The sequence below is a fragment of the Neorhizobium vignae genome, from assembly GCF_000732195.1.
Taxonomy (GTDB): Bacteria; Pseudomonadota; Alphaproteobacteria; order Rhizobiales; family Rhizobiaceae; genus Neorhizobium; species Neorhizobium vignae.
This window is the reverse complement of record NZ_JNNU01000007.1, coordinates 264209-290312: the sequence shown is the minus strand read 5'-3', so window position 1 is coordinate 290312 and position 26104 is coordinate 264209. Positions and strand designations below refer to the sequence as shown.

Here is a 26104-nt window from a genome sequence, read left to right as displayed (position 1 = left end):
GATGCCGAGCCCCTGGCGCAGAGTGACCTATCACCGGCATGGCCCGTTCTTCGCCGGCACCATCGCCTCGCTGGTCTGTTTGCCGTTCCTGCTCCTTTACGTGCCGCAACTCGCGCTCGGCATTGCAGTCATCGTCTTCTTCCTGATCTACCTCGTCATGATGGCCGCCCGCATTCCGAAGCTCGATGGCGCCACGTTCAGAAAGAAAGGCCAAAACGACGACGAGCCTGCGCCGGTCATCTTGGGGGTAACTTTGCTCGCCGTTGCCGCCGCCGTGGTTTCGCTGTTCGAAGCGCTAAACCGTTCGCAGCCTGCGGGCCTTGCCTCCGTATCGCTTGCCTTCGCATCCGTCGTGCTCGGCTGGCTGACCATCCACACGATGTTCGCCATGCATTACGCCCACCGCTTCTGGAGGCCGGACGAGCAGGCCGAGCAGAACGTGGCGAAACGCGGCGGCCTGGACTTTCCCGAAACCGACGAGCCCGGCGCCTACGATTTCCTCTATTTCTCGTTCGTCATCGGCATGACCGCCCAGACTTCGGACGTCCAGATCACCACGACCGAGATGCGCCGCATCAACCTCCTGCATGCGGTCGTGTCCTTCTTTTTCAACACCGTCCTTGTCGCCGCGGCCGTCAACGCCGTCGTTTCGATGGGCAATTGATATCCTTAAGGAGCACCGATGAAGGTCCTTTCCCAGAACACCGCCTTCGGCGGCATGCAGGGCGTGTTCATGCATGAATCCGAAGCCTGCAAGTGCGAGATGACCTTCGCCGTCTTCGTGCCGCCGCAGGCGATCAAGGAGCCCTGCCCGGTTGTCTGGTATCTCTCGGGCCTTACCTGCACCCATGCGAACGTCATGGAAAAGGGCGAATACAGGCGGATGGCCGCGGAACTCGGGCTGATCGTCATCTGCCCGGATACCAGCCCGCGCGGCAACGACGTGCCCGACGAAATCACCGACTGGCAGATGGGCAAAGGCGCCGGCTTCTATCTCGACGCAACGGAAAAACCGTGGGCCGAGCACTATCAGATGTACACCTACATCACCGAGGAACTGCCGAACTTCGTCAGCCAGCATTTTCGCATGGACATGGAGCGCCAGGGCATTTTCGGTCATTCGATGGGCGGCCACGGCGCCATGACGATTGCGCTGAAGAACCCGGAGCGGTTCAGAAGCTGCTCCGCCTTCGCGCCGATCGTCCAACCCTCCACCGCCGACTGGTCGGCCCCCGCCCTCGAGAAATATCTGGGTCCGGATCGCGCCGCCTGGCGGCAATACGACGCCTGCGCACTGGTCGAAGACGGCGCCCGCTTTCCGGAATTCCTGATCGACCAGGGCAAGGCCGATGGCTTCCTCGAAAACGGCCTGCGCCCCTGGCTGTTCGAGGAGGCGGCCAAGGGAACAGATATCGACGTGAAGCTCCGGATGCACGAACGCTACGACCACTCGTATTACTTCATCTCGACCTTCATGGACGACCACCTCCGCTGGCACGCGGAACGGCTGGGCTGACCCTCACGGAAACAGTGCGGTCGCCATGGTAGGGCGGCGCTGGCCGTCGAGGCGGAATTCGCCGGAGATGCGATCGGCGATCTTTTCGGCGAGGTCACGGTCCACGGTGTCCCCGTCCAGCAGGTAGATCGAAGTCTTGAACGTTCCCCTGGCGATCGGCTCGCCGGTGTTGACCGATATCGCCTGCACCGTCACCTTCGCCTCATGCCGGCTGCCGATCAGCATGGGCACATGCGACATCTCGTCGATGCGCACCGAGATGATCGTCCGCGGCAGGGCGATCGACCTGACGGTTGCGCGGATCGCCTCGTCGACCAGCATGTCGGTGGCGATCACCAATCCCTTTGGCACATCCGGCCGCGCGGTCACGAAGGCGCCGCGCACGTCATAGAGAAGTTTTTCCTGCGCCGTATTTGCCTGTTCCAGACGGAACGACATCAGCGGCAGGACCGTCAAAGCAATCAGACAGAAACGAGACAGACGACGAACCATGAAGGGACCTGCAAGACGGCACCTTCAGATGTTCCAACGAACAGGGTTAGAGAACGATTAAGCCGAGGGCTTCAAGGCAAGAAAAGTTTCGGTCGCCGCCCGCATTTCCTCGAACCGCTTGGCGCGCCGATGCTCGGCCTCCGCGTCCGCGCCCCAATGTTCGTTCGTCCAGTCCTCGTCGAGGTGGGCGAGCGTCCAGGCCTCGTCGACGGTCAGGTGGCCTTCCGCAAACGCGAGCGCCAGGATCGCCGAGCCGGTCAGCGTCGTCACCGTGTGCAGCACGGCGAGTTCGATCGGCGTATCGTATTTCTTCAGCGTCACCGCAAAGGCTGCGGTCGCTTCCTTCGGCTGCTCCTGCGGCATTACCCCTTCGATCAGGATGAAGCGGGCGCCGAGCTCGTTTGCGGCCCAATCGACGATCGGGTCCCACAGCTCGCTCTGACGCGCGACCAGATTTTCCGGTGCTTCGGCGCGGTAGCAGAGCAGATCGCTCGACGAGAACCGCAGGATATCCTCGAACACCGCTTGGCGGTCGGTCGCGATGCCGTCGATCGCCGTGTTGACGAGCCGCGTCACCGGCATGGTGCCGGGATCGATGACATCCACCTGGTTGGCCCATTCGTCGCGGATCAGTTCGGCAAGCCGTGCCGTCGGAGCGACGAGCCCGTTCTTGGCCGGCGTCCTGACCGGTCGGCCGTCGAGATGGATGGCATGGCCACCCTCGCCTTCCGCGACCGACACTTCCTTGTAGAAGCGCTTCGGCAGCGGCTTGTGCATCTGAATCTGCGCCCGCCGCGTCGGGTCCGGATGGCTCAGCGCTTCGGATGGATCGGGAAACATGTCACGCATGGAAATAAAACCTCAGCCGATATGGCTCAGCAACTCGCTCGGATGATGGATGATGGCGTCGGCTCCGGCCTTGTTCAGCTCGTCCACCGAGGCGTAACCCCAGGCAACGCCGATCGCCGTGGCCCCGGCCGCCTTCGCCATCTGCATATCGTAAATGGCATCGCCGATGACAAGAGTGTCGGAAGGTTTCATGCCGGTCTCGTCGCAGCATTCGGTCACCATCGCCGGATGCGGTTTCGAGGGGCAGTCGTCGGCGGTGCGCGACACCATAAAATACTTGTCGAACCCGTGCGTCTCCACGACCAGCTTCAGGCCGCGCCGCGATTTGCCGGTCACCGCGCCGATCAGCAGGTCCTTGCGCGGACCGATCGCGTCGATCAGCTCGCGAATCCCTTCGAACAACGGCTCCCTGAAACCGAGATCCTGGCGCACGACGGAAAACAGCGTCTTGTAATAGGCCATCATCTCGACGGCTTCTTCATCCGCATGTGGCTTGCCCTGCATGCGGGCGATCGCGATGTCGAGCGTCAGCCCGATGATCGCCTTGGTGTCCTCCACCTTCGGTTCCGGTTTGTCGAAATGGGCGAAGGTGCGGCGCATGGTTTCGTGGATCAGGTTCGCGCTGTCGACCAGCGTGCCGTCGCAATCGAAAAGGACCAGTTTCATTCTTCGTCGTCCCTGCGGCCGTTTTCCATATCGAAGCCGAGAAGGTTCCAGCTCTGCACCATATGCGGCGGCAGAGGTGCCGTGACCTTCAGCCGTCCGCCGTTCGGATGCGGAATGTCGATATGGCGCGCGTGGAGATGCAGCTTCTTCTGGATGCCGCCCGGGAAATCCCAGTTGTGGTCGTCGTCGAAATATTTCGGGTCGCCGATGATCGGATGGCCGATATGCAGCGCATGGACGCGCAGCTGATGGGTACGGCCGGTATAGGGCTCCATCTCCAGCCAGCAGAGCGTCTGCGCCGCCATTTCCAAAACGCGGTAATAGGACACCGCGTGGTCGGCGCCGTCCTCGCCATGCCTGGCGATCCGCATGCGGTCGCCGTCCGGCGTCTGTTCCTTCACCAGCCAGGTGGAAATCTTGTCCTCGTGCTTGCGCGGCACGCCCTTGACCAGGGCCCAATAGGTCTTCTTGGTGTCGCGTTCGCGGAAGGCCGCGGTCAGCTTCTGCGCGGCACCTCGGGTGCGGGCGATAACCAGCACGCCTGATGTGTCGCGGTCGAGACGGTGGACGAGCCGCGGTTTTTCGCCCTTGGGGCTGATCCAGCTGTCGAGCATCTGGTCGATATGGCGCGCGACGCCCGATCCGCCCTGGACGGCCAAGCCCGCCGGCTTGTTGAGCACGATCACCTTCTCGTCCTCATGCAGGACCATGCGCGACAATAGTTCGAAATCGCTGGAATGCTTGAGATCCTTGCCGGCGATCGGACCCGCCTTCTTGGCATCGACCTCCATCGGCGGAATACGCACCGTCTGTCCCGGCTGCACGCGGGCGTCGGATTTCACCCGTCCGCCATCGACGCGCACCTGTCCGGAGCGCAGCAGTTTCTGGAGCGGTCCGAAGCCGAGGCCCGGGTAGTGGATCTTGAACCAGCGGTCGAGACGCATTCCCGCTTCGTCCGCTTCGACGCGGATATGCTCGATGCCTGCCATCAAAGCTCTTTCATATCTGGGTGTGGGCCGGCGGCCCTTTGCCCGGTCTTTAGAGCATTGCCCGCCCGAGCGCCAGTCCGGCGAAAACCGCACCGAGCGAGATTGCAACGCTCGCGACGATATAGGTGACGCCCACCATGGTCGCGCCCCGCTCCAGGAGCGACACGACATCCAGCGAAAAGGCAGAGAACGTCGTGAAGCCGCCGAGAAAGCCGGTAATGATCAGCAACCGCATTTCGGGCGACGCATCGAAGCGCCGGACGATCAGCTCCGCAAGGAACCCGATCGCGAACGAGCCGGCGATATTGACGGCAAGCGTCCCCCACGGAAAGGCCGGCCCCCCCAGGCGCAGCGCCCAGAGCCCGACGAGATAGCGGCAGACGGAGCCGATCGCTCCGCCGATGGCGACGAGAAGCATGTTGATCATGGAACTTTCTCTAGGACAGAAACGAGAATCGTCAAATCGATAAAATGCCGACGTTTTGTTTAAAGGGGAACAAATCAGGGCCGCCGTAATTATCATATTCTGAGAAAAGAGAGTGATAGGCGAGATGACATTACTGGTCAGCATATCGGCGAGCACCGCCGCACTCGCCATCGAGGCTCTGAAGCCGGGACGGCGCATCTCGGCCAAGGATCAGGTCAAGGACATCAAGGCCGATTCGGACCGCAACCAGCGCCGAGCCGAAAACGCCAGCGACCCCACCGATACCGAATTCATGATCCCCGCCACCACCGTTTCGCTCGACATGCTCACGGCCGACCAGAAACCGCGCCAGCAGGTCACGTTCAGCCAGGTCGAGTCGGCCTATCGCGATCTCGACGATTGATATCGTCCGGCGGGCCCTCATGCCGCCACGCACCGGATATTCTGCCGCCCGCTCCCCGAGCGGGCTTTTGCGTTCCGGTGATAGTCGATGAAATCGGCGGCCGGCAGCGGTTTGGAGAACAGCCAGCCCTGGCCGAGATGCACGTCGTGAGCCTTCAGATAGTCCGCCTGCTCCTCCGTCTCCACGCCTTCGGCGACGATCTGCAGGTCGAGCGTCTTCGCCATCTCGATGATGTGGCCGGTGACCGAGCTGGTGGCGCTGTTGCGGCCGATCGTGTCGACGAAGGACTTGTCGATCTTCAGCGCATCCATCGGCAGCCCCTGCAGGTATTGCAGGCTGGAATATCCCGTGCCGAAGTCGTCGATCGCAACCGAATGGCCTCTTTGCCGAGCCGCCGTCAATGTCGTGCGCGCCGCCTCGATGTCGATGAAGCCGCGTTCGGTGGCTTCCAGCCAGATCTGCCCCGCCGCTATCCCAGTCTTCGCGAGTTTCCTGTCGAGAACGTCGAGTATGCGCCCGGTGGTGACGTCGGCGGCGGAAAGGTTGACGGCGATATGCAGCGCACTCTCCGCCCTGAGCAGTCCCCCGAGATCGGCAATGATCGCTTCGATGACCTGGTCCGTAATCGGCAGAATGAGCCCGCTCTCCTCGGCGAGTGGAATGAACAGGTCCGGGCGCACCAGCGATCCATCCGGCCTCCGCCAGCGCACCAGCGCCTCGGCGCCGACGCAGATGCTGGTCTTGAGCTCGATGATCGGCTGGTAATGGACGATGAATTCGCGCTTGCGCACCGCGATTGCCAGCTCGCCGAGCGGTGACAGTCTTTTCTTGGACAGCCAGACCACCACGCCGACAATGAAGATGGCGACGAAGGCACCGACCGGCAGCAGCAGGAGCTGTTCCTCCCTCAACCTGCCGGTCAGGTTGGAGCGCGGTTCCATGGCGATTGCGATCAACCCCTTGTCGCGTGCGATCGCGTAGAGAACAGAGGAGGTCATGCCGTTCTTCGGCTCATCGATCAGGGCGTTGACCAGGTCCGCTTCGGGAGAGTTGAGTTCGTTGATCAGCATGCCCTGCCGGTTGGCGAGCGCCAGGGAAATGTCGGCGTCCACCAGGATGTCGACGAACCGGGCCGGATCGACCAGCACGTTATAGGGGCCGTAATGCAGCCCCATCATCGGATTGCCCATGCTGACCGCCGGCTGCACGCGGGTGGCGACTTCCACGCCGTCCGGCGTCATGTAATCGATCCACGGACGGTCGACGTTGCGTTCCTCGATCCCCCAGGAGGTGCATTTCAGCAGGCCGTTCTCGAAATAACCGACTTCCTTGACCGAGGGCGTATTGAAGGCGATCACCCGCATCCGGGCGATATGCTGCTCCGAACAGGGCACCAGGCGCGGATAGGCGAGCGAATCGAGCGCCGCCCGCGCGTCCTCGAACGTCCTGCTCGCACGCCTGATCGTCTGCTCGGCGAGCCGTTCGAGATTGTTCTGCTGTTTCTCGACCGTGATGACCCACGAAATGTAGACCATCGCGACAATCGGAACGATTGCCCCGAGCAGGCCGAGGAAAACGGCCGCCGCAATCACCCGAGAACGCCGCAGTTCCATTGCCGAAACCTTTGATGAGAGGTGTTGGCGATATTCATCGCGGACTTCTGTTAAGATTCCTTGATGCAACTCGATCAGGTTGTATCGAAGCAATTTCTAAAACCCCGCCGGTTGCGCCGCCTGGGCGGAAACCCGTCGGCTCGCTAGGTCCGCTTGCCGGCAAAACGCAGCGGAAGTCCGTCGAAGGCCTTGATTTCCTTGAGGACGAAGGTCGTCTGCATTTCCTTTATGCGCGGTAATCGCCGCAACGTCGACATGGCGAAGTCCGCATAGGCGTCGAGATCCGGTGAGACGACCTGCAGCAGGAAATCCGCGTCACCCGCAATGCTGTAGCAGGCGACCACCTCGTCGAGCCCGATCACCTCGGCCGCACGATCGATATCAGTTCTTCCCTGCCGGTGCCGATCCTGCAGGCGCCGGCGGATACGATCAGATCTCTGATGCTGAAGGCCATGGAGCAGCCCCAGAACCACGCCGTCGTGCCCTTTCCGGCCTTCGCCAGATCCCTGCACGACTACCGCGACTACGAGGCCGCCTTCCCCGATCGCGATCTCGCGGAAGAGGCAATTGACGGCCTTGGCCTGGCCGGGCCTTCGAAATGGATAAAGTCGCTGACCGGCAGCCTCAAACTGCTGCGCTAGAGACGAAGAGCCCGCTCCGGGGAGCAGGCTCTTTCGATCTTCACTTGTGTACGTGGCCGCCCGGCCCCGCCGCCTCGACCGGCAGAGTCATGTCGATCTTGCCAGCCTTCTCGAAGGTCAGGGTCACCGGGACCTTGCCGCCCTGCTTGAAGGGTTCCTTGACCTTCATGAACATCAGATGCAGTCCGCCGGGCGTCAGTTCGACGGTCTTGCCCGCCGGGATGGCGATCCCGGTATCGAGCTTGCGCATTTTCATCACCTCGCCCTGCATCGCCATCTCGTGCAACTCCACGGCGCCCGAGGCCGGCGACGAGACCGAAACCAGCATGTCGTCGGACTTGCCGGTGTTCTTGATGGTGAGATAACCGCCGCCAACCGGCTGGCCGGGCAGCATCGCCTTGGTGAAGGCGCTGGTGATTTCCAGGTCGGCAACCTTGGCGGGCACATCTTGAGCGGCCGTAGCTCCCGCAATAACAATGCCGGTCGCGGCGAAAATGCCGAGGAATGCGAGTTTGGTGAAAGTCTTCATGGAATATCCCCATGCGGTGACGGCATCCGTGCCGGTCTACCGCGATTGATCCGAGAGCGTTAGAGCATCAGATCGAAATCGGGGGCGCGCGGGATTTCGGACGGGCGACGGCGGTCGTGCCGAGCAGTCGGGAAAATTGGCGCAGGGGGTTGGCCAGCGAGGCGCGCTCGCGACCAGGCCAGATTTCATCTCCCGGCGGGGGCAGGATGACCGATGCGGAGAGCAGGCAGACTTCGCAGAGCGGCTTTGCGGCCGGCGTCCGGTGACCGTGGTCGCCTTCCGAGCAGATGTCGGCAAACGTGCCGTCCGGCAGGCGATAGGCCTCGCTGTAGGAATCGAGCGGCGCTGCCGCCTGGACCGGCTGATGGGCAAATCCCATCAACAGCAGCAGCATCGCGCAGAGAATGCGCGTTGAGTTCGCCGCCGTGTTGAGCCGTGCCGTCATCGTCTCGCCTGTCCGAATGCCTGCCGGAATAACCCAAATCGCGGCAAAGCGCAAAAGCCCTTTTTGCCGCGGATTTTTCGCTCATTTCGCCAGCCATTGCATTAGGTCAAATCGCGTTTGCTGCGCTGCGACAAAAATAGTGTTCCATGCGACATGCAGGGCTTGCCAAATGGTGAGCGAGGTCGATAATACCGTCCAGACTCGCTGGGAGAAGCCGCTTCAATGCGGTGCCGAAGGAGCAACCGCCCCGGAAACTCTCAGGCAAAAGGACCAGCAGTCGACCGACAGGAACTCTGGAGAGAGGCCCGAAGAGGGCCCGCCGAAGGGATAACAATCTCAGGCGACAAGGACAGAGGGGGCTCATAAACCGGTGCGTCACTGCGCCTGAATCTGAGCCGGCGCTTGAAATGCGCCAACCCTGGAGGCGTCCTTGGACGATCAGACCGTTCTCAAGACCACCCCGCTTCACGCCCTCCATCTGTCGCTCGGCGCCAGGATGGTGCCCTTTGCCGGCTACGACATGCCGGTGCAATATCCGGCCGGCGTGCTGAAGGAACATCTGCACACCCGCACCGCTAGCGGCCTGTTCGACGTCTCCCATATGGGCCAGGTCGTCATCCGTGCGAAATCCGGAACCTACGAAGACGCAGCGCTTGCGCTCGAAACCCTCGTGCCCGTCGATATCCTCGGCCTGAAACCCGGCCGCCAGCGCTACGGCTTCTTCACCGACGACACTGGCGGCATCCTCGACGACCTGATGATCACCAACCGCGGCGACCACCTGTTCGTCGTCGTCAACGCGTCGTGCAAGGATGCCGACCTCGCCCACATGCAGGCGCATCTGACCGGTTGTAATGTGGAACTCCTCGAAGACCGCGCCCTTCTCGCCCTGCAAGGCCCGCGCGCGGAAGAGGTGCTGGCGGCTCTCTGGCCTGATGTGGTCGACATGAAGTTCATGGACGTCCGCGACGCATCTCTCCACGACGTGCCCTGCATCATCTCCCGTTCCGGTTATTCCGGCGAGGACGGGTTCGAGATCTCGGTTCCGGCAGACCAGGCCGAGCAGATCGCCAAGGCGCTGCTCGAAGACCTGCACTGCCAGCCTATCGGGCTTGGCGCCCGCGATTCGCTGCGCCTCGAAGCCGGCCTCTGCCTCTATGGCAACGACATCGACACGACCACCTCGCCGATCGAGGCCGCGCTCGAATGGGCGATCCAGAAACCCCGCCGCACAGGCGGTGCCCGTGCCGGCGGTTTTCCGGGCGCCGACCGCATCCTCGGTGAACTCGCGAACGGCACCTCCCGCCGCCGCGTCGGCCTGAAGCCGGAAGGCAAGGCGCCCGTCCGCGCCCACGCCAAGCTTTATGCGGATGCGGAGGGGAAGGCCGAACTCGGCGAAGTCACCTCCGGCACGTTCGGCCCCTCGGTCGAAGGGCCTGTCGCCATGGGCTATGTCCCGACCCGCTTTGCCGAACCCGGCTGCCAGATCTTCGCGGAAGTGCGCGGAAAATACCTTCCGCTCACGGTCGCGGCCCTTCCCTTCATCACCCCCACCTACAAACGATAATCCTCCGGAGAGAACCATGTTGAAATTCACCGCCGAACACGAATGGCTGAAGCTCGAGGACGGTGTCGCGACCGTCGGCATCACCTCTCACGCCGCCGAACAGCTCGGCGATCTCGTTTTCGTGGAACTGCCGGAAGTCGGCGCCGAGCTTTCGAAGGACGGCAATGCCGCGACCGTCGAGAGCGTCAAGGCCGCCTCCGACGTCTATTGTCCGCTGGACGGCGAAGTCATCGAGGTCAACCAGACGATCGTCGACGACCCCTCGATCGTCAATTCCGACCCCCAGGGCAAGGGCTGGTTCTTCAAGCTGAAGCTGAAGAACGCCGCCGACGCCGACGCACTGATGGACGAGGCCGCCTACCAGGACCTGATCGCATGACCACCGACTCGACCGATTTCCATTTCACCGACTACCAGCCCTACGATTTCGCCAACCGCCGCCATATCGGCCCCTCGCCCGCCGAAATGGCCGAGATGCTGAAGGTCGTCGGCTACAAGAGCCTCGACGCCCTGATCGACGCCACCGTGCCATCCTCGATCCGCCAGACGGCACCGCTTGCCTGGGGTCCGGCGCTCACCGAACGCGAGGCGCTCGACAAGCTGCGCGATACGGCCAACCGCAACAAGGCGCTCGTCTCGCTGATCGGCCAGGGCTATTACGGCACGATCACCCCGCCGGTCGTCCAGCGCAACATCCTTGAAAACCCCGCCTGGTACACCGCCTATACGCCCTACCAGCCGGAAATTTCTCAAGGCCGCCTCGAGGCGCTCCTCAATTTCCAGACGATGATCTGCGACCTGACCGGCCTCGACGTCGCCAACGCCTCGCTGCTCGACGAGGCGACCGCCGCCGCCGAAGCCATGGCGCTCTGCCAGCGCCAGGCGAAATCGAAGGCGACGGCCTTCTTCGTCGATGCCGCCTGCCACCCGCAGACGATTGCCCTCATCGAAACCCGTGCCGCCCCGCTCGGCTGGAGCGTCATCATCGGCGACCCGATGACGGATCTCGATCCCGTCGACGTGTTCGGCGCGATCTTCCAGTATCCGGGCACCAATGGCCATGTCCGCGATTTCACCGGCCTGATCTCCCGTCTGCACCAGACCGGCGCGGTCGCTGCCGTTGCCGCCGACCCGCTGGCGCTGACGCTTCTGAAATCCCCCGGCGAAATGGGTGCCGACATCGCCATCGGTTCGTCGCAGCGTTTCGGCGTGCCGGTCGGTTACGGCGGCCCGCATGCGGCCTATATGGCGGTCAGGGATGCCCACAAGCGCGCCATGCCCGGCCGCCTGGTCGGCGTCTCGGTCGACAGCCGCGGCAACCGCGCCTACCGCCTGTCGCTGCAGACCCGCGAACAGCATATCCGTCGCGAGAAGGCGACCTCGAACATCTGCACCGCCCAGGTGCTGCTCGCCGTCATGGCCTCCATGTACGGTGTCTTCCACGGCCCGGACGGTTTGAAGGCCATCGCCCAGCAGGTCCACCGCAAGGCCGTGCTGATGGCCAAGGGCCTTGAAAAGCTGGGCTATGTCATCGAACCCGACACCTTCTTCGATACGATCACCGTCGAAGTCGGCCACATGCAGGGCCTGATCATGCGCGCTGCCGTCGCCGAGGGCGTCAACCTCAGGAAGGTCGGCGAAACCCGCATCGGCATCTCGCTCGACGAGCGCACCCGGCCGGCCACCCTCGAAGCCGTCTGGCGTGCCTTCGGCGGCAATTTCAAGGTCTCGGATTTCGAGCCCACCTGGCGCCTGCCGACCGCGCTCTTACGCAAATCCGACTACATGACCCACCCGATCTTCCACATGAACCGCGCCGAAAGCGAGATGACCCGCTATATCCGCCGGCTCTCGGACCGGGACCTGGCGCTCGACCGGGCGATGATCCCGCTCGGCTCCTGCACCATGAAACTCAATGCGACAGCCGAAATGCTGCCGATCACCTGGCCGGAATTTTCCGACATCCACCCCTTCGTGCCCGCAGACCAGGCGCTCGGCTACAAGGAGATGATCGACGACCTGTCGCAGAAACTCTGCCAGATCACCGGTTACGACGCCTTTTCCATGCAGCCGAATTCCGGCGCGCAAGGCGAATATGCCGGCCTGCTCACCATCCGCAACTACCACCTCGCCAAGGGCGACACCCACCGCGACGTCTGCCTCATCCCGACCTCCGCTCATGGCACCAACCCGGCGTCTGCCCAGATGGTCGGCATGAAAGTGGTCGTCGTGAAGGTCCGCGACAACGGCGATATCGACCTCGACGATTTCCGCGCCAAGGCCGAGCAACATGCAGCGAACCTTTCCTGCTGCATGATCACCTACCCCTCGACCCACGGCGTCTTCGAGGAAACGGTGCGCGAGATCTGCGAGATCACCCACGCCCATGGCGGCCAGGTCTATCTCGACGGCGCCAACATGAACGCCATGGTCGGACTGTCCCGCCCCGGTGACATCGGCTCGGACGTCAGCCACCTCAACCTCCACAAGACCTTCTGCATCCCGCATGGCGGCGGCGGTCCCGGCATGGGCCCGATCGGCGTCAAGGCGCATCTCGCCCCGTACCTCCCCGGCCACCCGGCGACGGACGGACGCGAAGGTGCCGTCTCGGCCGCCCCCTTCGGCTCGCCGTCGATCCTGCCGATCTCCTGGTCCTACTGCCTGATGATGGGCGGCGAGGGTCTCACCCAGGCGACCAAGGTGGCGATCCTCAACGCCAACTACATCGCGGCACGCCTGAAGGGTTCCTATGACGTGCTCTACAAGTCGGAAGCCGGCCGCGTCGCCCATGAATGCATCATCGACACGCGCCCGCTCAACGCATCCGCCGGCGTTTCCGTCGACGATGTGGCAAAACGCCTGATCGACTGCGGTTTCCACGCCCCGACCATGAGCTGGCCGGTCGCCGGCACGCTGATGATCGAGCCGACCGAATCGGAGACCAAGGCCGAGCTCGACCGGTTCTGCGATGCAATGCTGGCGATCCGCGAGGAAGCCCGCGCCATCGAGGAAGGCCGCATGGACCGGGTCAACAACCCGTTGAAGAACGCCCCGCACACGGTGGAAGACCTGGTCGGCGAATGGGACCGCCCCTATTCCCGCGAACAGGCCTGCTACCCGCCGGGCGCCTTCCGTGTCGACAAATACTGGTCCCCGGTCAACCGCGTCGACAACGTCTATGGCGACCGCAACCTCGTCTGCACCTGCCCGCCGCTGGAGGCCTACGCGGAGGCGGCGGAGTAAACGCCGTCCATCGGCACCTCGCCCTCTGGTCTCCCTCTCGTGGCAAGGGGGGCGCCCACGGAACGCGAGGCGGTGCGGCAGTCTTAACCCTCCCCCTTGTGGGGAGGGTGGCCGGCAGGCCGGAGGGGTTTTCATATGGAGCGAAACCCCTCCCCACCCTGGCTGGGTTGAACCACTCGTCTCACCCCGTCCTTCGCCCCCCCACAAGGGGGAGGCGCTCCACGCACGCCCCCTCGCTCCGTTCCGGCACATCTGTGCCGCGCCGTAATACGCTTCCCTTACCCTTCCCGTTCAATCTTCCTTGAAGCTCTTGCCCTAAAACATCTGTCATCGGGTTTGGGGATGCTTGCCATGGGTCTGTCGGCGGTGATGAACATTGCGGTTTCGGGCATGCAGGCCCAGGCGAAACGCCTCGCGACCGCGGCGCACAACATCGCCAATGCCCAGACCCCCGGCTACAACCGCCTCGACACGCAGGTCTCCTCGCTCCCCAATTCCGGCGGCGTCACCACCACCGTCACCCCCTCCACCTCGGTCACCTTCCCCGAAAGCTCGAATGTCGACATGGCCAGCGAGATGCTCGACGCCTTCACCTCGGCGCAGGGCTTTGCCGCCAACGCTGCGGCGTTCGAGACGGGCGCGGACATGTGGGCGGTGCTGATGAGCATCAAGCGGGATTGAAGGAGCCGTCTGCCTCACGCAGACGGCGTTAGGCGAGAGTCTGGCACGATATGACTGCTGTCGGCCCTGACTGATTGACGCTGCAGGTCGCATGAATGGCCGCTATTCATTCTGTGCGGCAAGCCGTTTGGCTAGGATACCGATCAGGATCACGGCAATAACAAGAAACACGGCGCCGACAATCCAAGCCGTAGGTGTGGAGTAGACCTCAGCGATGGCTCCCGCCAAAATCAGGCCCAAAGCTGCTCCGAGTTGCTGTATCAGTGACCTCAGAGACAGCATTGTGGATCGCTCGCGGTCTTCTACGCATCGATGCAGAATACTGCTGGCCGGCGTCTCAGAAACACCAAGGAGAACAGAATAGAGGATGAAAACCGTCACAAGGCCGACGATGCTGCCTTGTAAAGCCAATGCGATCTGAACGCCCGCCAAGCAGGCAAAAACCGCCGCAAGTGTAATCGCGTGCCGCCGTCTGAAAATCCGGCTGATCCGTGGAGACAACCATGCGCCGAATGCGATTGAGAAGAAATAGGCAGCGGTCAGGACACCGATAATTGTATTTGCATAGCCTTCCTCCAACATGGGCTTTGCATGGGTCGGCCAGATCACCTCTACCGGGTTGGTCGCCATTAGGAAAAACGCCAGAGCTGCCAAAAGTACCGACAACGCCGGATGTCTCAGTGCGAGAAGACCTGCGTCTTTGACCACCAATGGTACAGTTGCGAACCCCTGTTTCAGAGCATGGGGGTTCAGCGGGCGCGGTTTTTCCACAATGAAAAACAGGGTGTAGACGAACACCCCAAGCATCACTGCCAAGCTCGCCGCGTAAGACACATCATAGACACTGAAACCCAGTCTCTCTGCCACTGAGCCAAAGAGATCGGGCAGAAGGCCCCCCAAAACAGCCCCCACCGCCAAGCCCATGGCATTGGCCCAATGCGCTTTTGCGAGAGCGGGTTGAACATCCACATTCGGCGCAGCGGCTTTAAAGGTTTCAACGAACCAAGCGTCGAGCGTGCCCGACCGTAGTGCACGTCCAAGACCGATGAAGGCAAATGAGAGCGCGAGAACATAGAAATCGCTTGTCGAGAGAAAGAGTGCAAGGGAGATCAAGCTGACGACAACCGCGGCCAGAAAGACCGGCTTGCGTCCAATGTTGTCGGCCAACCCGCCGAACGGGAGTTCCATCGCCATGGTCGTGAATGAGTAGACCCCAAAAACTAGTGAGATCTGGAAGAGGTCCATGCCTCGATCGGTCAAGGCCAGTGCAACAACGGCAACCGTCAAACCCATCGCAAAACGATCGAGAAACTGGTGGACCTGAAATACCCGGATGTGCCGTCTCGCCGGAACGGTCAGCGCAGCCAAGGAGAAATCTAATTCAATTGCCATGGTCGCACCTTCGGCTTTGCAGGCAACTTGCGCAATACCTCGGTGGACCCGGGCCTCATCTAGCGCACACTAAAGCGGTCGTTCGAACAAGTGCGGCGAAAGCCCGGTTTGTCCCGCAAAGCAGCCATGGTCTTATGCATTTGGCATTGGCTTTTTGCGTGGATTATAGTTTGGGGGGTTAGTAGCCCCTCCTCAACGGGGATACTCCTGAACACGTCCTCCAACCCTTTCAACACCTTACCCCAAATCTCCATCCTCTTTCATCCCCTCCCTTCCAACCCGTGCCTACAATCCCGCCGTTCCGTCGCGGATACACCGGCAGGCGTGCCGGCGAGGCGGGACCGGCGCGGACGTCAAGGGCAAGACGCAAAACCTTGGCGTTCGGGTTCGCGGAAAATGGTCTCCCTCCGGCGACAACGGGGAGAGATGAAGGCAACGGACCGAGCCTTCGTCTCTTGAAGCCCGAAAGCGCGCGCCGGACGTGCCTGTGCGGCACACATGGTGGCTGACCGGATGGTGTCGCCGGATTTTTCAAAGTCCGACCGATACCATCGGAGAAACCGGCGGAGATCCATGGAAGCCTTGCCGATCGAATCGGATGGGGCGTCCCGGGTCATACGAACACCGTCCGGAAGAGCCACGGCAGAGGGACCGGAGTCGCGGGCATAAACCGCCGAACGGGGCGCTGAGAGGTGTCACCTAAACTAAAAACTTACGAGGCAGCTTTCAGCGCCCCGTCCGATCCTCGGGTCTCGCTTGCCCGCCCGAGGATGACGAAAAGAAACTCAAGCTCGCCAAGGGAGGAGTGTGTCCGATGGAAGCTCGAAAATCTCCGCCCTCACCCAGCCAGCTTCTTCTCCTCGGGTTGAGCCCGAGGACCGCCGTCGATATCGACCACCGCAAAGGCGGCCGCAATGACCTCCGGCCCGGCACCCGGCCGGGTGGCGTCGGTGGAAAGGATCTGGCGAAACCGCCTTGCGCCGGCAAACCCCTGGAACAGCCCGACCATGTGCCTTGTGACGTGATGCAGCCGCCCGCCCCGGCCGATCAGTTCCGCCGCGTAGTCCGCCATCGTGTCGCGCAAGGCCAGCCAGTCGAATTCGGCGGTGGCGACCCCCGCAGACTTGTCACCCGCCAAAAACGCGTCGACACCGGCGAGTATACCGGTATTGTGATAGGCGGCGCGGCCGAGCATGACCCCATCCATATGGGCGAGATGGTTGGCCGCCTGTTCCAGGTCGGCGATGCCGCCGTTGATGCCCAGGAACACGTCCGGGTTTTCCCGCTTCATGGCATAAACGAGGTCGTAGTCGAGCGGCGGGATTTCGCGGTTTTCCTTCGGCGACAGCCCCTGCAGCCAGGCCTTGCGGGCATGGATCCAGACGGCATCCGCTCCGGCGCCGATCACCCGCGTGAGGAAATCCGGCAGAACCTCGGTGGGCTCCTGGTCATCGACGCCGATCCGGCACTTGACGGTGACCGGCATGTGCGACACCCGCTTCATCGCCGAAACGAGGTCGGCCACATGCGCCGGATCGCGCATCAGGCAGGCGCCGAACGTGCCCGACTGAACCCGGTCGGACGGGCAGCCGACGTTGAGGTTGATCTCGTCATAGCCGTAATCGGCAGCGATCCGCACCGCCTCGGCAAGCTTTGCCGGATCCGAGCCGCCGAGCTGCAGCGCGACCGGATGTTCTTGCGGCGAATAGGACAGCAGCCTCTCGCGCGGCCCGTGGATGATCGCATCCGCCACCACCATCTCGGTATAAAGCAGCGCGGATTTCGACAATTGCCGATGCAGGAAACGGCAATGCCTGTCGGTCCAATCGATCATCGGCGCGACGGCGAAAACTGGAGCCTTGAAATATCCAGCCTTATGAGCTGCTTGCGTCACTTTCTTCACCGTCTTCTTTATATCCGTCTTCGCACCGACCCGCCGTTTCGGGCCTGCACCGGGTACAATCTAGCAAATGGAATTGCGATATACCAAACGAGCAGACGGCCATCACCGCGATTGCCGGCCTGCACGTGCAGGGATGCCGCGTCGGCTTTCCCTACTCCATCGACCCTATCGGGGTCAATTTCGGAGCTATGCGGGATCTGCTGGAGAAATCCGCGGCGGCGATCCGCCGTTGCAGTTCCCCGCGCGTGCCGCCTCCTCCTGGATCCATCGTCAGACCCTCATGCCCATTTCGGAAGATACCGGCTGGGTCCGGACAGTGCCGCGCTGCGGCTTCCTCTCCGCATCATTCCCGACCGTTGGGATGAACGCGGGCGAGTTCGAGGATCGTGAACGCGCCAGGACGACTTCCTTCGCGTCACGGATCGCGAAAGTCACCGACGCGATCCGGTCCCGCGGCTTGCGCCATCATGAAAGGCTATTCGTTGATCTCGGGCTCGACGACCCTTGCCAGGTTGCGCAGCGACTCCTGCCAGCCGAGATAGCAGGCTTCGGGCGGGATGACGTCCGGCACCCCTGCCTGCGTTATATTCATCTCTGTACCGACCGAAACCTTCTTCAACGTCACCGTGACCTCCATTTCGCCCGGCAGGTTGGGATCGTCAAATTTGTCCGTGTAGCGGACAAGTTCGCCCGGGACGAGCTCAAGAAATTCGCCGCCGAAGGCATGGCTATTGCCCGTCGTGAAGTTCCGGAAGGACATCCTGAACTTGCCGCCGACTTTCGGTTCCAGGTGATGCACAGTGCACAAGAAGCCGTTGGGCGGAAGCCATTTGGTAAGCGCGTCAGCCTCGATGAAGGCGCGATAGACCTTTTCCGGGCTGGTTGCCAGAACGCGATGCAGGCGTATGGTGTTCGGCATGGTCGTGATCCTCTTAAATCGTGGAATGGACGACTCTAAGGACGAACCAGACTTTGCCAACCCGACATCCTCCCGTCTCCTTTCAAAAAAATGTTCCGCCTTCCGGGCAAGTGCCGGACGGTAGACCCCCAATACCGACCGGCCAGACCTCAGCCTTGAAAAAGCAACAGATCACGGCAACTATGTTAGCTGGCTAACGTCTTGCGCTGCAGTTCGATTCTCCATCCGGCCGATTATTTACGGAAATGCCATGCCCTTCATCATTGCAATCATCACCATCGCCGGACACATAGCCCTCCTTCTCTGGGGGACCCGGATGGTGCAGACGGGCATCCAGCGTGCTTTCGGCCCCAATCTCAGGTCCTTTCTCGGCAGCGCGCTGAACAATCGGATAAAGGCGTTCTTTTCCGGACTGGGCGTCACGGCAATTCTCCAGAGCAGCACGGCGACCGGGCTGATGGCATCGGGCTTCGCGGCCGACGGGCTGGTGGACCTTGTCCCGGCCCTTGCTGTCATGCTGGGCGCCAATGTCGGCAGCACGCTCATCGTGCAGGTCCTGTCCTTCGACGTTGCCGCCGCGTCACCGGCTCTCGTATTGCTGGGCGTCCTGATGTTCCGGCGCACGCAAAATCCGCAGGTCCATGACCTCGGTCGCGTGTTCATCGGGCTCGGCTTCATGCTGCTCGCCCTGCATCAACTGATCGATGTGCTGACGCAATATGCCGATACGCCGGCCTTCGCTGCGGTTCTTTCAGCCATATCGACCACGCCGCTCCTCAGCCTTCTGCTTGCGGCCGCGCTGACCTGGGCGGCCCATTCCAGCGTCGCGGTGGTCCTGCTCGTCATGTCACTTGCGAGCCAGGGGCTAATCGATCCCTACCAGGCCTTCGCACTGACCCTCGGCGCCAACCTGGGAACGGCGATCAATCCGGTTGTCGAGGGGCAGACCGGGAAGGATCTTGCGGCCAGACGGCTTCCGATCGGCAACCTGATCACCAGGATTCTCGGCGTTTTTGCAGCGTTTGCGCTTCTCTCCCCGATTACGGCACTGATGATCCAGATCGAGGGTGATGGAGCCCGGTTGGTCGCGAATTTCCACACGGCATTCAACCTCTTGGTCGCGGTCGTCTTCATGCCGTTCCTCTCGCCCTTCGCAAACGCTCTCGTCAGGCTGCTGCCGCAGCGGATCGACGAGAGCGATCCCGGCCATCCGCGATATCTCGATCCGTCCGCCAAGGAAACGCCGGTCGTCGCGCTGCAGGGAGCGGCGCGGGAAGTCCTGCGGCTGGTCGACGTGCTGGAGGAGATGCTGGCGGGAACGAAGGCTGCCTTGACGAGCACCGATCGCCGCGCCCTGGCGGAATTGCGGCGGAAGGACAACGTCCTCGACCGCCTGAATACGGCGGTCAAACGGTACCTCACGTCCATCGACCCGGAAGAACTCAGCGATATCGACCGGAGACGCCTCGACGAGATTCTGCTGTTCTCGACCGGCCTGGAACACGCGGGCGACGTCATCGACCAGAACGTGCTTCCCCATCTCGTCAAAAGACTGCGCCGAGGCATGACCTTTTCGAAGGAAGGGCAGCATGAGCTCAGCGGCCTGCTGGACCGCCTCTCCACCAATCTGCGCACCGCCGCTGCGCTTTTCATGTCGCAGGACGAGCGCGTCGCACGCATGCTCGCCGACGAAAAAATCGTCTTCCGGCGGGCGGAGCGTGACGGGACCAACGCTCATTTCCAGCGGCTGCGCGAAGGCGATTTCGATACGGCGGAAACCAGCTCTCTCCACCTGGACCTGTTGCGGGATTTCAAGCAGATCAATTCTCACCTCGTCGCAGCCACGGCCTATCCGGTTCTGGAACGGCAGGGCGAGCTGCTGCAAAGCAGGACCACCCACCAAAGCGTCGGCGACCAGGTTCAAAGTTAGCCGCGATTGCGCCTCTTGCGACCCCGCGGCTCAAATTCGACGAGCAGCGACTTGAGCTCGATCTCGCGAACGCGTCGTGCCGCCTCATCAGGGCTGACCCATTCGAGAATACGCTGCCCCTGTTCCTTGAAGCCACCCGCGACCTCCGTGACTTCAATCTGGAACACGTCGACGATACAGGGGGCCACATCGCCGTCGTCGAGTTCTTTCAGGTAGGTATAGCGGCCGACCGGCTTCTTCTTCACCGTCCCGCGTACGCCTGCTTCTTCCCAGGCTTCCGTCGCCGCCGCCTCGAACGGCTTTTTTCCCTTCATGGGCCAGCCTTTCGGGATGACCCACCGCCCGGCCTCGCGCGAGGTGATCACCAGGATTTCGACGCGAGGGCCATCCCCCCGATACCGAAAGCACAAGGCGCCGTATTGTTGGCGAAACGCTCCGGCGAACAGCCTTCCCGGAACTGTCGCAAGTTGCTTGAGCAGCGTCTGGGACCTGTCCGGTCGTGGCTTGCTGCGTTTTTTGGTGGATTTCATGCGGATCAAACTGTCGATTTTGCGTGTTGCTTCAATTGCCCGAGCATGTTTATGACACATTTATGACAGTCAGCCGCATGGAAGGTCGCACGGTATGATGAGTATTTTTCGGAAGCTGATGCCGCGCGAAGACAAATTCTTCGAAATGTTTTCCCAACACTCCAAAGCTGTCGTTGCGGCCGCCCACGCGCTTGATCAGCTCCTCAAGGGCCACGAGGTCGAGAAGAACTGCGAGCTGATCGTCGCATTGGAGAATGAGGCCGACGACATCACGCGGGACGTTCTACTCGCCGTCCGGCGGAGCTTCATCACGCCCTTCGACCGCGGCGACATCAAGGACCTCATCCAGTCGATGGATGACGCGATCGACATGATGCATAAAACAGTCAAGACGATCAGGCTGTTCGAGCAATCCGGCTTCGATCCGCTCATGCAGCAGATGGGTGGCGAAATCGTCAAGGCGGCGAACCTCATTTCGGAAGCAATTCCCCTCCTCAACAAGGTGGGCACCAATGCGCACCGCCTTGCGGCGATCGCCGAGGAGATCACCCGCGTGGAAGGCCGGTCGGACGACCTTCATGACCAGGGTCTGAAAGACCTGTACCGGCGTCACGGCGCGCGCGGCGATGCGATGGCCTACATGATCGGCAGCGAGATCTACGGCGAACTGGAGAAGGTTGTCGACCGTTTCGAGGATGTTGCCAACGAGATCAGCGGCATCGTTATCGAGAACGTTTGATGGATATGTCTCTCGCCTTGCCGCTTCTCGTCGGGCTGATCGCGATCGCCCTGTTCTTCGATTTCCTCAACGGTCTTCATGATGCGGCCAATTCCATCGCGACGATCGTGTCGACCCGCGTCCTGCGGCCGCAATATGCGGTCGCCTGGGCGGCGTTCTTCAATTTCATCGCCTTCCTTTTCTTCGGCCTGCACGTGGCTGAAACGCTGGGCACAGGCATCATCGATCCAGGGATCGTTTCGCCCCAGGTGATCTTTGCCGCCCTCATGGGGGCAATCATCTGGAATATCCTCACCTGGATCTTCGGAATTCCGTCCAGTTCCTCGCACGCACTCGTCGGCGGCCTTGTGGGCGCCGGCCTGGCAAAGGTCGGCTTCAGCTCGATCGTCTGGAGCGGTTTGGGCAAGACGGTAGGGGCGATTTTCCTCTCGCCGGCCATCGGCTTCCTGCTGGCCCTCGCGCTCGTGCTCCTGGTTTCCTGGCTTTTCGTCCGGCAGACGCCATTTGCGGTCGACCGGACATTTCGCGTGATGCAGTTTATGTCCGCCTCGCTTTATTCCCTCGGCCATGGCGGCAACGACGCGCAAAAAACGATGGGCATCATCGCGGTGCTTCTGTTCAGCCAGGGATATCTCGGCTCGACCTTCTACGTGCCTTTCTGGGTGGTGATCACCTGCCAATCCGCCATGGCTCTCGGCACGCTCTTCGGTGGGTGGCGGATCGTCCATACCATGGGCTCGAAGATCACCAGGCTCAACCCGATGCAAGGCTTCTGCGCCGAGACGGGCGGAGCGTTGACACTGTTCGGAGCGACCTGGCTCGGCATTCCCGTCTCGACGACACACACGATCACGGGAGCGATCGTCGGCGTCGGGGCGGCCCGGCGGGTTTCGGCGGTACGCTGGGGCCTCGCCGGCAACATCGTGATCGCCTGGATCGTGACCATGCCGGCAACTGCGGCGATATCTGCGGCATTCTACAGCGTGGCGGATCTGCTGCAATAAATGTGATCTGCCGAGGGGCCGACTTGCCGTGGAGAGCCTCCGCGGCAAGTCGGTTCGTGGCGACTGAAGGATAGTTGGCGCAGTTTCAGCCAGCCAGTGCCACCGCGTCGGCGCAGGCAGGAATACGAGCCGGCGACAACGGGTCGGTTGCCGCAAGCCAGACCGCCTCGGCAACGTCGAGTGGCCGGGTGACCGCCGACTGCTCCTGCTCCCAACCGGTAGACACCCTCTGCACCAGACCGGCATACGCCTCGGGAAAGCCACCCTGAGCCTGCATGCGAGACCGCGTGTTATCCCCGAAACGGGTCTCGGGCGCCCTTCCCGGCTGCACCAGGCGCACCCGCACATCCAACTCCTGGAGTTCCAGCGCCAGCACCTCGCTGAAAGCACCTACCGCAGCCTTGCTCGCCGTATAGATCGAAAGCAGCGGAAGCGGCTTCAACGTCACGCTCGACGCCACATTCACCACGACGCCGGTTCTCCGTTGCCCGAACAACGGCACTTCCATCGCGTCGTCGGCCATTATCCCCTGGCATCCGGGATGGTCGCCCGAAGAGCCTCCGAAAGCTGCCGCAGACTGTAGGGTTTTGGCAAGATCTCCACGCCTTCCGCGGTCGCGGCGCTCTTGAGCACGTCCGCATAGCCCGATGTGAGCAGGATCGGCAATCCTGGATGCCTTTGTTTGACCTCCTTGGCGAGATCCACCCCATTAATGCCGCCAGGCATCATGATGTCGGAGAACATCAAGTCCGGCTCGGCATCGGACGCGAGCACGCTCAGCGCGGCCGCGGCCCCGTCAACGCGGGTTACGGAATAGCCAAGCTGGTCGAGCATGTCGTTGACCAGCATGGCGACGCTGTCGTCGTCTTCCACGACCAGGATTTTTCCGGCGACGCTCCTGTCCGCCTCCCCGTGGGCGTGGGACGAATGGTTGCCGCTCGCCTCCAATGAGGTCTCCATCGAGCGGGGAAGCCAGAGGTCTACGGCCGTTCCGACCCCCGGTTCGCTGTGGATCTCGACCGATCCGCCGGAGGCCTCGACGAAACCGTAGACCTGCGCGAGCCCCAATCCTGATCCTTTGCCGATTTCCTTCGTCGTGAAAAACGGCTCGAACACCCGCTTGAGAACCTCGGGCTGTATTCCGGTACCGCCATCGGCGACGGTGATCTTCACAACGTCGCCTCGTTTGCCCGACGCATCGACGACGGAATTGGAAGCCCTGATGACGATCGTACCGCCTGCCGGCATTGCATCGCGGGCATTGACGCAAAGGTTCAAAAGCACGAGTTCGAGTTCCGACGGGTCGGCCTGTACCGGCCACACTCCGGTATCGACATCGACTTCTATGGTAATGTCTCCGCCGAGCGTCCGGTCGAGAAGTTCGCGCATCTGGGAAATCTGGTGGCGAAGATCGACGGGCTGCGGCTTCAATGGCTGCCGCCTAGCAAAAGTCAGCAACTGCCTGGTGAGCGATGCTCCGCGATTGACCGCCTGCAGCATGCCGCTTTTGATACGCTCCCGCCGCACCGGATCCTCGCGTTTGTCGAGGACCTCCAATCCACCGGAGATGACCATCAGGAGGTTGTTGAAGTCATGGGCGACCCCGCCTGTCAGCTGACCGATCACCTCCATCTTCTGGGCCTGGCGCAGCGTCTCCTGCGTTTTCCTCAGCTGGTCGTCGCGCATCTTGTGGTCGGTGACGTCGCGGGCGCTGGAATAGAGCTTGTCATCGACCACGACAGCCACCCAGGAGAGCCAGCGATAGTCGCCGTCCCGGGTCAGGCATCGGTTTTCGAAGTGAAGCACGGGCAGGCCGCTTTGCGCAGCCTGGAACGCAGTTTCGCTCGCAACGATGTCGTCCGGATGAAGGAGCGCCCGCAAAGGCGTGCCCACAAGTTCCTCCTCGTCCAAACCGAGAGTTCTCGTCCAGGCGGGATTGGTCTTTTCGAACACGCCGGTCGCAAAATCGATCACCGAGAGCAGGTCCGGGCTATATTTCCACGTCCGTCCGCGCTCGCGCGAATGTTCCAGAACGCGGCGCTCCAGATCCGCATTCAGCTCACGAAGGCGGGCGGCGGTTTCTCTCAAAAGCGTCTCGCGCCGATCCCGGGACTGCCTGATCAAGGCCGCAATGCGCGCCACCAGTTCCCGGGCCGAAAAGGGCTTCACCAGGTAATCGTCCGCGCCGGCGCCGATACCCTCCAGCCTCGCCTCTTCACCGGCCCGGGCCGACAGCAGGATGAAGGGCGTGTCCTTGAGTTCGCCATCCGCCCGTATCCTCGACAGAAGACCGAACCCGTCGAGACGAGGCATCATCACGTCGGACACGATGAGGTCCGGCCGCCTGAGGCGCGCGGCGTCAAGCGCCGCCTCGCCGTCAGCCGCGGTCTCGACCGTAAAGCCCGATATCGACAGCAGACGCTCCACATAGGCACGCATATCTGCATTGTCGTCGGCCAGGAGGACATGTCCCGTCGGAACAAGCAGCCCGACGGTCGGCGTGCCCTCGGCTGGCGATATTGACGGAGTGGGCGCGGCAGCGTCTGTCGAGAGCCACGACATCGCTTCATCGACGAAAGCCTGGCGTCTGCCGATATTGCTTTCGACCGGCTGGGAGCTTCGCATCTGTTCCGGTGGGATATGCGCCTTTCCGAAGGGTATCGCGATCGAGAAGGACGTGCCTTCGCCAAGCCGGCTTTCGGCGCGGATGTCTCCGCCCTGAAGATGCACCAGTTCCTGCACCAGGGCGAGCCCGATGCCGGAGCCCTCGAACGACCTTCCTTTCGCGCCCTCGATGCGGTGAAAGCGCTCGAACAGTCGAGGCAGTTCCTCGGCCGCGATCCCCGTCCCGGTGTCGCGGATGGTGATTTCGGCCCGTGTCCCGTCGTCCGACGCCCGAACGGTTATGCGTATCTCGCCTTCGAACGTGAATTTGAACGCATTGGAGAGCAGGTTCAGGACGATCTTCTCCCAGAGATCCCGATCGAGATAGACCGGCTGGGGCAAGTCCGCGATTTCGATTACCAGCCTCAGCCCGGCCTGTTCGATCGCCGACCTGAAATTCGACGCCAGGTCCGCGGTCAGGCCGCCGATATCGATCGGCTCGAAGGACGCCTGCACGCGCTGCGCCTCGATCCTCGAAAAATCCAGGAGCGTGTTGACCAGCTTCAACAGCCGGTGGCCGTTGCGCTGGGCGACGAGAATTCGCTGCCGGTCGTCGAGTGAAAGCGCCTCGGGCTGCTGGAGCACGTCGGCGAGCGGCCCGAGCATCAGCGTCAACGGCGTGCGGAACTCATGGCTGACGTTCGAAAAGAACATGGTCTTGCTGCGGTCGATTTCCGCCAGCGCCTCGGCGCGCCGCCGCTGGTCCGCACGCGCCCGCACGGCGCTGACGGCGGCGGTGATCGCGGTCGCAAGCAGTTCGTAGAAGCCCATATAGGCATCGTTGAACGGCAGGCGTGGCGATGCCCCGGCCACCACGAAGACCGGAGGCAGGTCCAGTCCGGGGACAGTGATAGGAAGAAGAAGCACGCGCTCCGGAGGCTCCTCATAGGGCCCCGCACCCTTGAAAAGATCGGAAAACCCGGCGATCCCCAGAGTACTGTCTGTTGTCAACGCTTTCGCCA

At 62.2% G+C, this 26104-nt stretch carries 23 protein-coding genes, 3 pseudogenes and 2 riboswitches; of the genes and pseudogenes, 11 read left to right on the top strand and 15 right to left on the bottom strand.

The genetic code is table 11. From position 1 onward, the window contains the following. Position 1 precedes the first annotated feature (1 nt). Both GQ59_RS14450 and fghA read left to right on the top strand, forming a co-directional pair. Positions 2-664 (top strand): DUF1345 domain-containing protein, encoded by a 663-nt coding sequence (locus GQ59_RS14450; protein WP_037082279.1) that lies wholly within the window; start codon positions 2-4, stop codon positions 662-664. 18 nt (positions 665-682) lie between these two features. Then, complete coding sequence (fghA, locus tag GQ59_RS14445) at positions 683-1516, top strand: S-formylglutathione hydrolase (protein ID WP_037082277.1); 834 nt, start codon at positions 683-685, stop codon at positions 1514-1516. Between the two features lie 3 nt (positions 1517-1519). Here the strand turns inward: fghA and GQ59_RS14440 are convergent, their stop codons facing one another. From GQ59_RS14440 to crcB, 5 genes are read right to left on the bottom strand one after another with little or no spacing between them, the layout of a single operon-like run. Further along, the gene (locus GQ59_RS14440; RefSeq protein WP_037082274.1) at positions 1520-2008 is read right to left on the bottom strand and encodes a hypothetical protein; all 489 of its coding nucleotides are present in this window, start codon (positions 2006-2008) and stop codon (positions 1520-1522) included. Positions 2009-2065: 57 nt separating this feature from the next. Beyond that, positions 2066-2857 carry an ATP12 family chaperone protein gene (locus GQ59_RS14435; protein ID WP_037082272.1) on the bottom strand — a complete coding sequence of 264 codons (792 nt, stop codon included), beginning with the start codon at positions 2855-2857 and terminating at the stop codon, positions 2066-2068. A 12-nt stretch (positions 2858-2869) separates the two neighbouring features. Further along, positions 2870-3523, bottom strand: coding sequence for an HAD family hydrolase (locus tag GQ59_RS14430; protein WP_037082269.1), 654 nt, complete (start codon positions 3521-3523; stop codon positions 2870-2872). Further along, entirely contained in the window at positions 3520-4512 is a 993-nt protein-coding gene (locus tag GQ59_RS14425; RefSeq protein WP_037082266.1) for an RluA family pseudouridine synthase, read from the bottom strand. The genes GQ59_RS14430 and GQ59_RS14425 overlap by 4 nt, the downstream gene beginning before the upstream one ends. Before the next feature lie 49 nt (positions 4513-4561). Then, positions 4562-4939, bottom strand: coding sequence for a fluoride efflux transporter CrcB (gene crcB, locus GQ59_RS14420; protein ID WP_037082263.1), 378 nt, complete (start codon positions 4937-4939; stop codon positions 4562-4564). A gap of 124 nt (positions 4940-5063) precedes the next feature. Between crcB and GQ59_RS14415 the strand changes: the two genes are divergently transcribed. Then, a complete protein-coding gene (locus GQ59_RS14415; RefSeq protein WP_051903951.1) occupies positions 5064-5342 on the top strand; it encodes a hypothetical protein in 279 nt (92 codons plus the stop codon). A 17-nt stretch (positions 5343-5359) separates the two neighbouring features. On the opposite strand, the gene GQ59_RS14410 is transcribed toward GQ59_RS14415, so the two are convergent. Beyond that, positions 5360-6955: an EAL domain-containing protein gene (locus GQ59_RS14410; RefSeq protein ID WP_037082261.1), complete on the bottom strand. Its 1596-nt coding sequence runs from the start codon at positions 6953-6955 to the stop codon at positions 5360-5362. Between the two features lie 143 nt (positions 6956-7098). Beyond that, a pseudogene (locus tag GQ59_RS14405) lies at positions 7099-7320 on the bottom strand (Lrp/AsnC ligand binding domain-containing protein); the annotation flags it as partial. Between GQ59_RS14405 and GQ59_RS14400 the strand changes: the two are divergent. Beyond that, positions 7312-7596 (top strand): annotated as a pseudogene (locus GQ59_RS14400) (DUF2000 family protein); the annotation flags it as partial. The pseudogenes GQ59_RS14405 and GQ59_RS14400 overlap by 9 nt on opposite strands. Positions 7597-7636: 40 nt before the next feature. Here GQ59_RS14400 and GQ59_RS14395 read toward each other — a convergent pair. Further along, a complete protein-coding gene (locus tag GQ59_RS14395) occupies positions 7637-8125 on the bottom strand; it encodes a copper chaperone PCu(A)C (RefSeq protein ID WP_037082258.1) in 489 nt (162 codons plus the stop codon). A 67-nt stretch (positions 8126-8192) separates the two neighbouring features. After that, a complete protein-coding gene (locus tag GQ59_RS14390) occupies positions 8193-8570 on the bottom strand; it encodes a hypothetical protein (RefSeq protein WP_037082256.1) in 378 nt (125 codons plus the stop codon). Between the two features lie 195 nt (positions 8571-8765). Continuing rightward, positions 8766-8853, top strand: a riboswitch (glycine riboswitch). Next, positions 8854-8933, top strand: a riboswitch (glycine riboswitch). A 67-nt stretch (positions 8934-9000) separates the two neighbouring features. On the opposite strand from GQ59_RS14390, the gene gcvT reads away from it, so the two are divergent. The 4 genes from gcvT (at position 9001) to GQ59_RS14370 (ending at position 14061) form a co-directional block, all read left to right on the top strand. After that, complete coding sequence (gene gcvT / locus GQ59_RS14385; protein WP_037082255.1) at positions 9001-10137, top strand: glycine cleavage system aminomethyltransferase GcvT; 1137 nt, start codon at positions 9001-9003, stop codon at positions 10135-10137. Positions 10138-10153: 16 nt separating this feature from the next. After that, entirely contained in the window at positions 10154-10516 is a 363-nt protein-coding gene (gene gcvH, locus GQ59_RS14380; RefSeq protein WP_037082253.1) for a glycine cleavage system protein GcvH, read from the top strand. Then, entirely contained in the window at positions 10513-13380 is a 2868-nt protein-coding gene (gene gcvP / locus GQ59_RS14375) for an aminomethyl-transferring glycine dehydrogenase (protein ID WP_037082252.1), read from the top strand. The genes gcvH and gcvP overlap by 4 nt, the downstream gene beginning before the upstream one ends. A gap of 351 nt (positions 13381-13731) precedes the next feature. After that, the gene (locus GQ59_RS14370; RefSeq protein ID WP_037082251.1) at positions 13732-14061 is read left to right on the top strand and encodes a flagellar basal body protein; all 330 of its coding nucleotides are present in this window, start codon (positions 13732-13734) and stop codon (positions 14059-14061) included. A 102-nt stretch (positions 14062-14163) separates the two neighbouring features. On the opposite strand, the gene GQ59_RS14365 is transcribed toward GQ59_RS14370, so the two are convergent. From GQ59_RS14365 to GQ59_RS14350, 3 genes are all read right to left on the bottom strand, one after another. Continuing rightward, a complete protein-coding gene (locus GQ59_RS14365) occupies positions 14164-15453 on the bottom strand; it encodes an MFS transporter (RefSeq protein WP_037082249.1) in 1290 nt (429 codons plus the stop codon). Between the two features lie 838 nt (positions 15454-16291). After that, positions 16292-17356, bottom strand: a complete 1065-nt coding sequence (gene dusA, locus GQ59_RS14355) for a tRNA dihydrouridine(20/20a) synthase DusA (RefSeq protein WP_084683152.1) — start codon at positions 17354-17356, stop codon at positions 16292-16294. Positions 17357-17831: 475 nt separating this feature from the next. Beyond that, positions 17832-18275, bottom strand: coding sequence for an SRPBCC family protein (locus GQ59_RS14350; RefSeq protein ID WP_037082247.1), 444 nt, complete (start codon positions 18273-18275; stop codon positions 17832-17834). A 250-nt stretch (positions 18276-18525) separates the two neighbouring features. Here GQ59_RS14350 and GQ59_RS14345 point away from each other — a divergent pair, with 250 nt between their 5' ends. Further along, entirely contained in the window at positions 18526-20205 is a 1680-nt protein-coding gene (locus GQ59_RS14345; protein ID WP_037082246.1) for a Na/Pi cotransporter family protein, read from the top strand. Here the strand turns inward: GQ59_RS14345 and GQ59_RS14340 are convergent. After that, the gene (locus GQ59_RS14340; protein ID WP_037082245.1) at positions 20202-20735 is read right to left on the bottom strand and encodes an NUDIX hydrolase; all 534 of its coding nucleotides are present in this window, start codon (positions 20733-20735) and stop codon (positions 20202-20204) included. The genes GQ59_RS14345 and GQ59_RS14340 overlap by 4 nt on opposite strands. A gap of 94 nt (positions 20736-20829) precedes the next feature. Between GQ59_RS14340 and GQ59_RS14335 the strand changes: the two genes are divergently transcribed. Beyond that, complete coding sequence (locus tag GQ59_RS14335; protein ID WP_037082244.1) at positions 20830-21474, top strand: DUF47 domain-containing protein; 645 nt, start codon at positions 20830-20832, stop codon at positions 21472-21474. After that, positions 21474-22478, top strand: a complete 1005-nt coding sequence (locus tag GQ59_RS14330; protein ID WP_037082243.1) for an inorganic phosphate transporter — start codon at positions 21474-21476, stop codon at positions 22476-22478. The genes GQ59_RS14335 and GQ59_RS14330 overlap by 1 nt, the downstream gene beginning before the upstream one ends. Before the next feature lie 85 nt (positions 22479-22563). Here the strand turns inward: GQ59_RS14330 and GQ59_RS14325 are convergent. Beyond that, positions 22564-23007: pseudogene (locus GQ59_RS14325) on the bottom strand (SDR family NAD(P)-dependent oxidoreductase); the annotation flags it as partial. Next, a complete protein-coding gene (locus GQ59_RS14320) occupies positions 23001-25796 on the bottom strand; it encodes an ATP-binding protein (RefSeq protein WP_432762587.1) in 2796 nt (931 codons plus the stop codon). The pseudogene GQ59_RS14325 and the gene GQ59_RS14320, both read right to left, overlap by 7 nt. Positions 25797-26104: the final 308 nt, after the last annotated feature.

Coding starts and splice junctions, on each gene's coding strand:
- GQ59_RS14450 (WP_037082279.1), top strand. CDS start 2: ATGCCGAGCCCCTGGCGCAGAGTGACCTATCACCGGCATGGCCCGTTC.
- fghA (WP_037082277.1), top strand. CDS start 683: ATGAAGGTCCTTTCCCAGAACACCGCCTTCGGCGGCATGCAGGGCGTG.
- GQ59_RS14440 (WP_037082274.1), bottom strand. CDS start 2,008: ATGGTTCGTCGTCTGTCTCGTTTCTGTCTGATTGCTTTGACGGTCCTG.
- GQ59_RS14435 (WP_037082272.1), bottom strand. CDS start 2,857: ATGCGTGACATGTTTCCCGATCCATCCGAAGCGCTGAGCCATCCGGAC.
- GQ59_RS14430 (WP_037082269.1), bottom strand. CDS start 3,523: ATGAAACTGGTCCTTTTCGATTGCGACGGCACGCTGGTCGACAGCGCG.
- GQ59_RS14425 (WP_037082266.1), bottom strand. CDS start 4,512: ATGGCAGGCATCGAGCATATCCGCGTCGAAGCGGACGAAGCGGGAATG.
- crcB (WP_037082263.1), bottom strand. CDS start 4,939: ATGATCAACATGCTTCTCGTCGCCATCGGCGGAGCGATCGGCTCCGTC.
- GQ59_RS14415 (WP_051903951.1), top strand. CDS start 5,064: ATGACATTACTGGTCAGCATATCGGCGAGCACCGCCGCACTCGCCATC.
- GQ59_RS14410 (WP_037082261.1), bottom strand. CDS start 6,955: ATGGAACTGCGGCGTTCTCGGGTGATTGCGGCGGCCGTTTTCCTCGGC.
- GQ59_RS14395 (WP_037082258.1), bottom strand. CDS start 8,125: ATGAAGACTTTCACCAAACTCGCATTCCTCGGCATTTTCGCCGCGACC.
- GQ59_RS14390 (WP_037082256.1), bottom strand. CDS start 8,570: ATGACGGCACGGCTCAACACGGCGGCGAACTCAACGCGCATTCTCTGC.
- gcvH (WP_037082253.1), top strand. CDS start 10,154: ATGTTGAAATTCACCGCCGAACACGAATGGCTGAAGCTCGAGGACGGT.
- gcvP (WP_037082252.1), top strand. CDS start 10,513: ATGACCACCGACTCGACCGATTTCCATTTCACCGACTACCAGCCCTAC.
- GQ59_RS14370 (WP_037082251.1), top strand. CDS start 13,732: ATGGGTCTGTCGGCGGTGATGAACATTGCGGTTTCGGGCATGCAGGCC.
- GQ59_RS14365 (WP_037082249.1), bottom strand. CDS start 15,453: ATGGCAATTGAATTAGATTTCTCCTTGGCTGCGCTGACCGTTCCGGCG.
- GQ59_RS14350 (WP_037082247.1), bottom strand. CDS start 18,275: ATGCCGAACACCATACGCCTGCATCGCGTTCTGGCAACCAGCCCGGAA.
- GQ59_RS14345 (WP_037082246.1), top strand. CDS start 18,526: ATGCCCTTCATCATTGCAATCATCACCATCGCCGGACACATAGCCCTC.
- GQ59_RS14340 (WP_037082245.1), bottom strand. CDS start 20,735: ATGAAATCCACCAAAAAACGCAGCAAGCCACGACCGGACAGGTCCCAG.
- GQ59_RS14335 (WP_037082244.1), top strand. CDS start 20,830: ATGATGAGTATTTTTCGGAAGCTGATGCCGCGCGAAGACAAATTCTTC.
- GQ59_RS14330 (WP_037082243.1), top strand. CDS start 21,474: ATGGATATGTCTCTCGCCTTGCCGCTTCTCGTCGGGCTGATCGCGATC.
- GQ59_RS14320 (WP_432762587.1), bottom strand. CDS start 25,796: ATGTTCTTTTCGAACGTCAGCCATGAGTTCCGCACGCCGTTGACGCTG.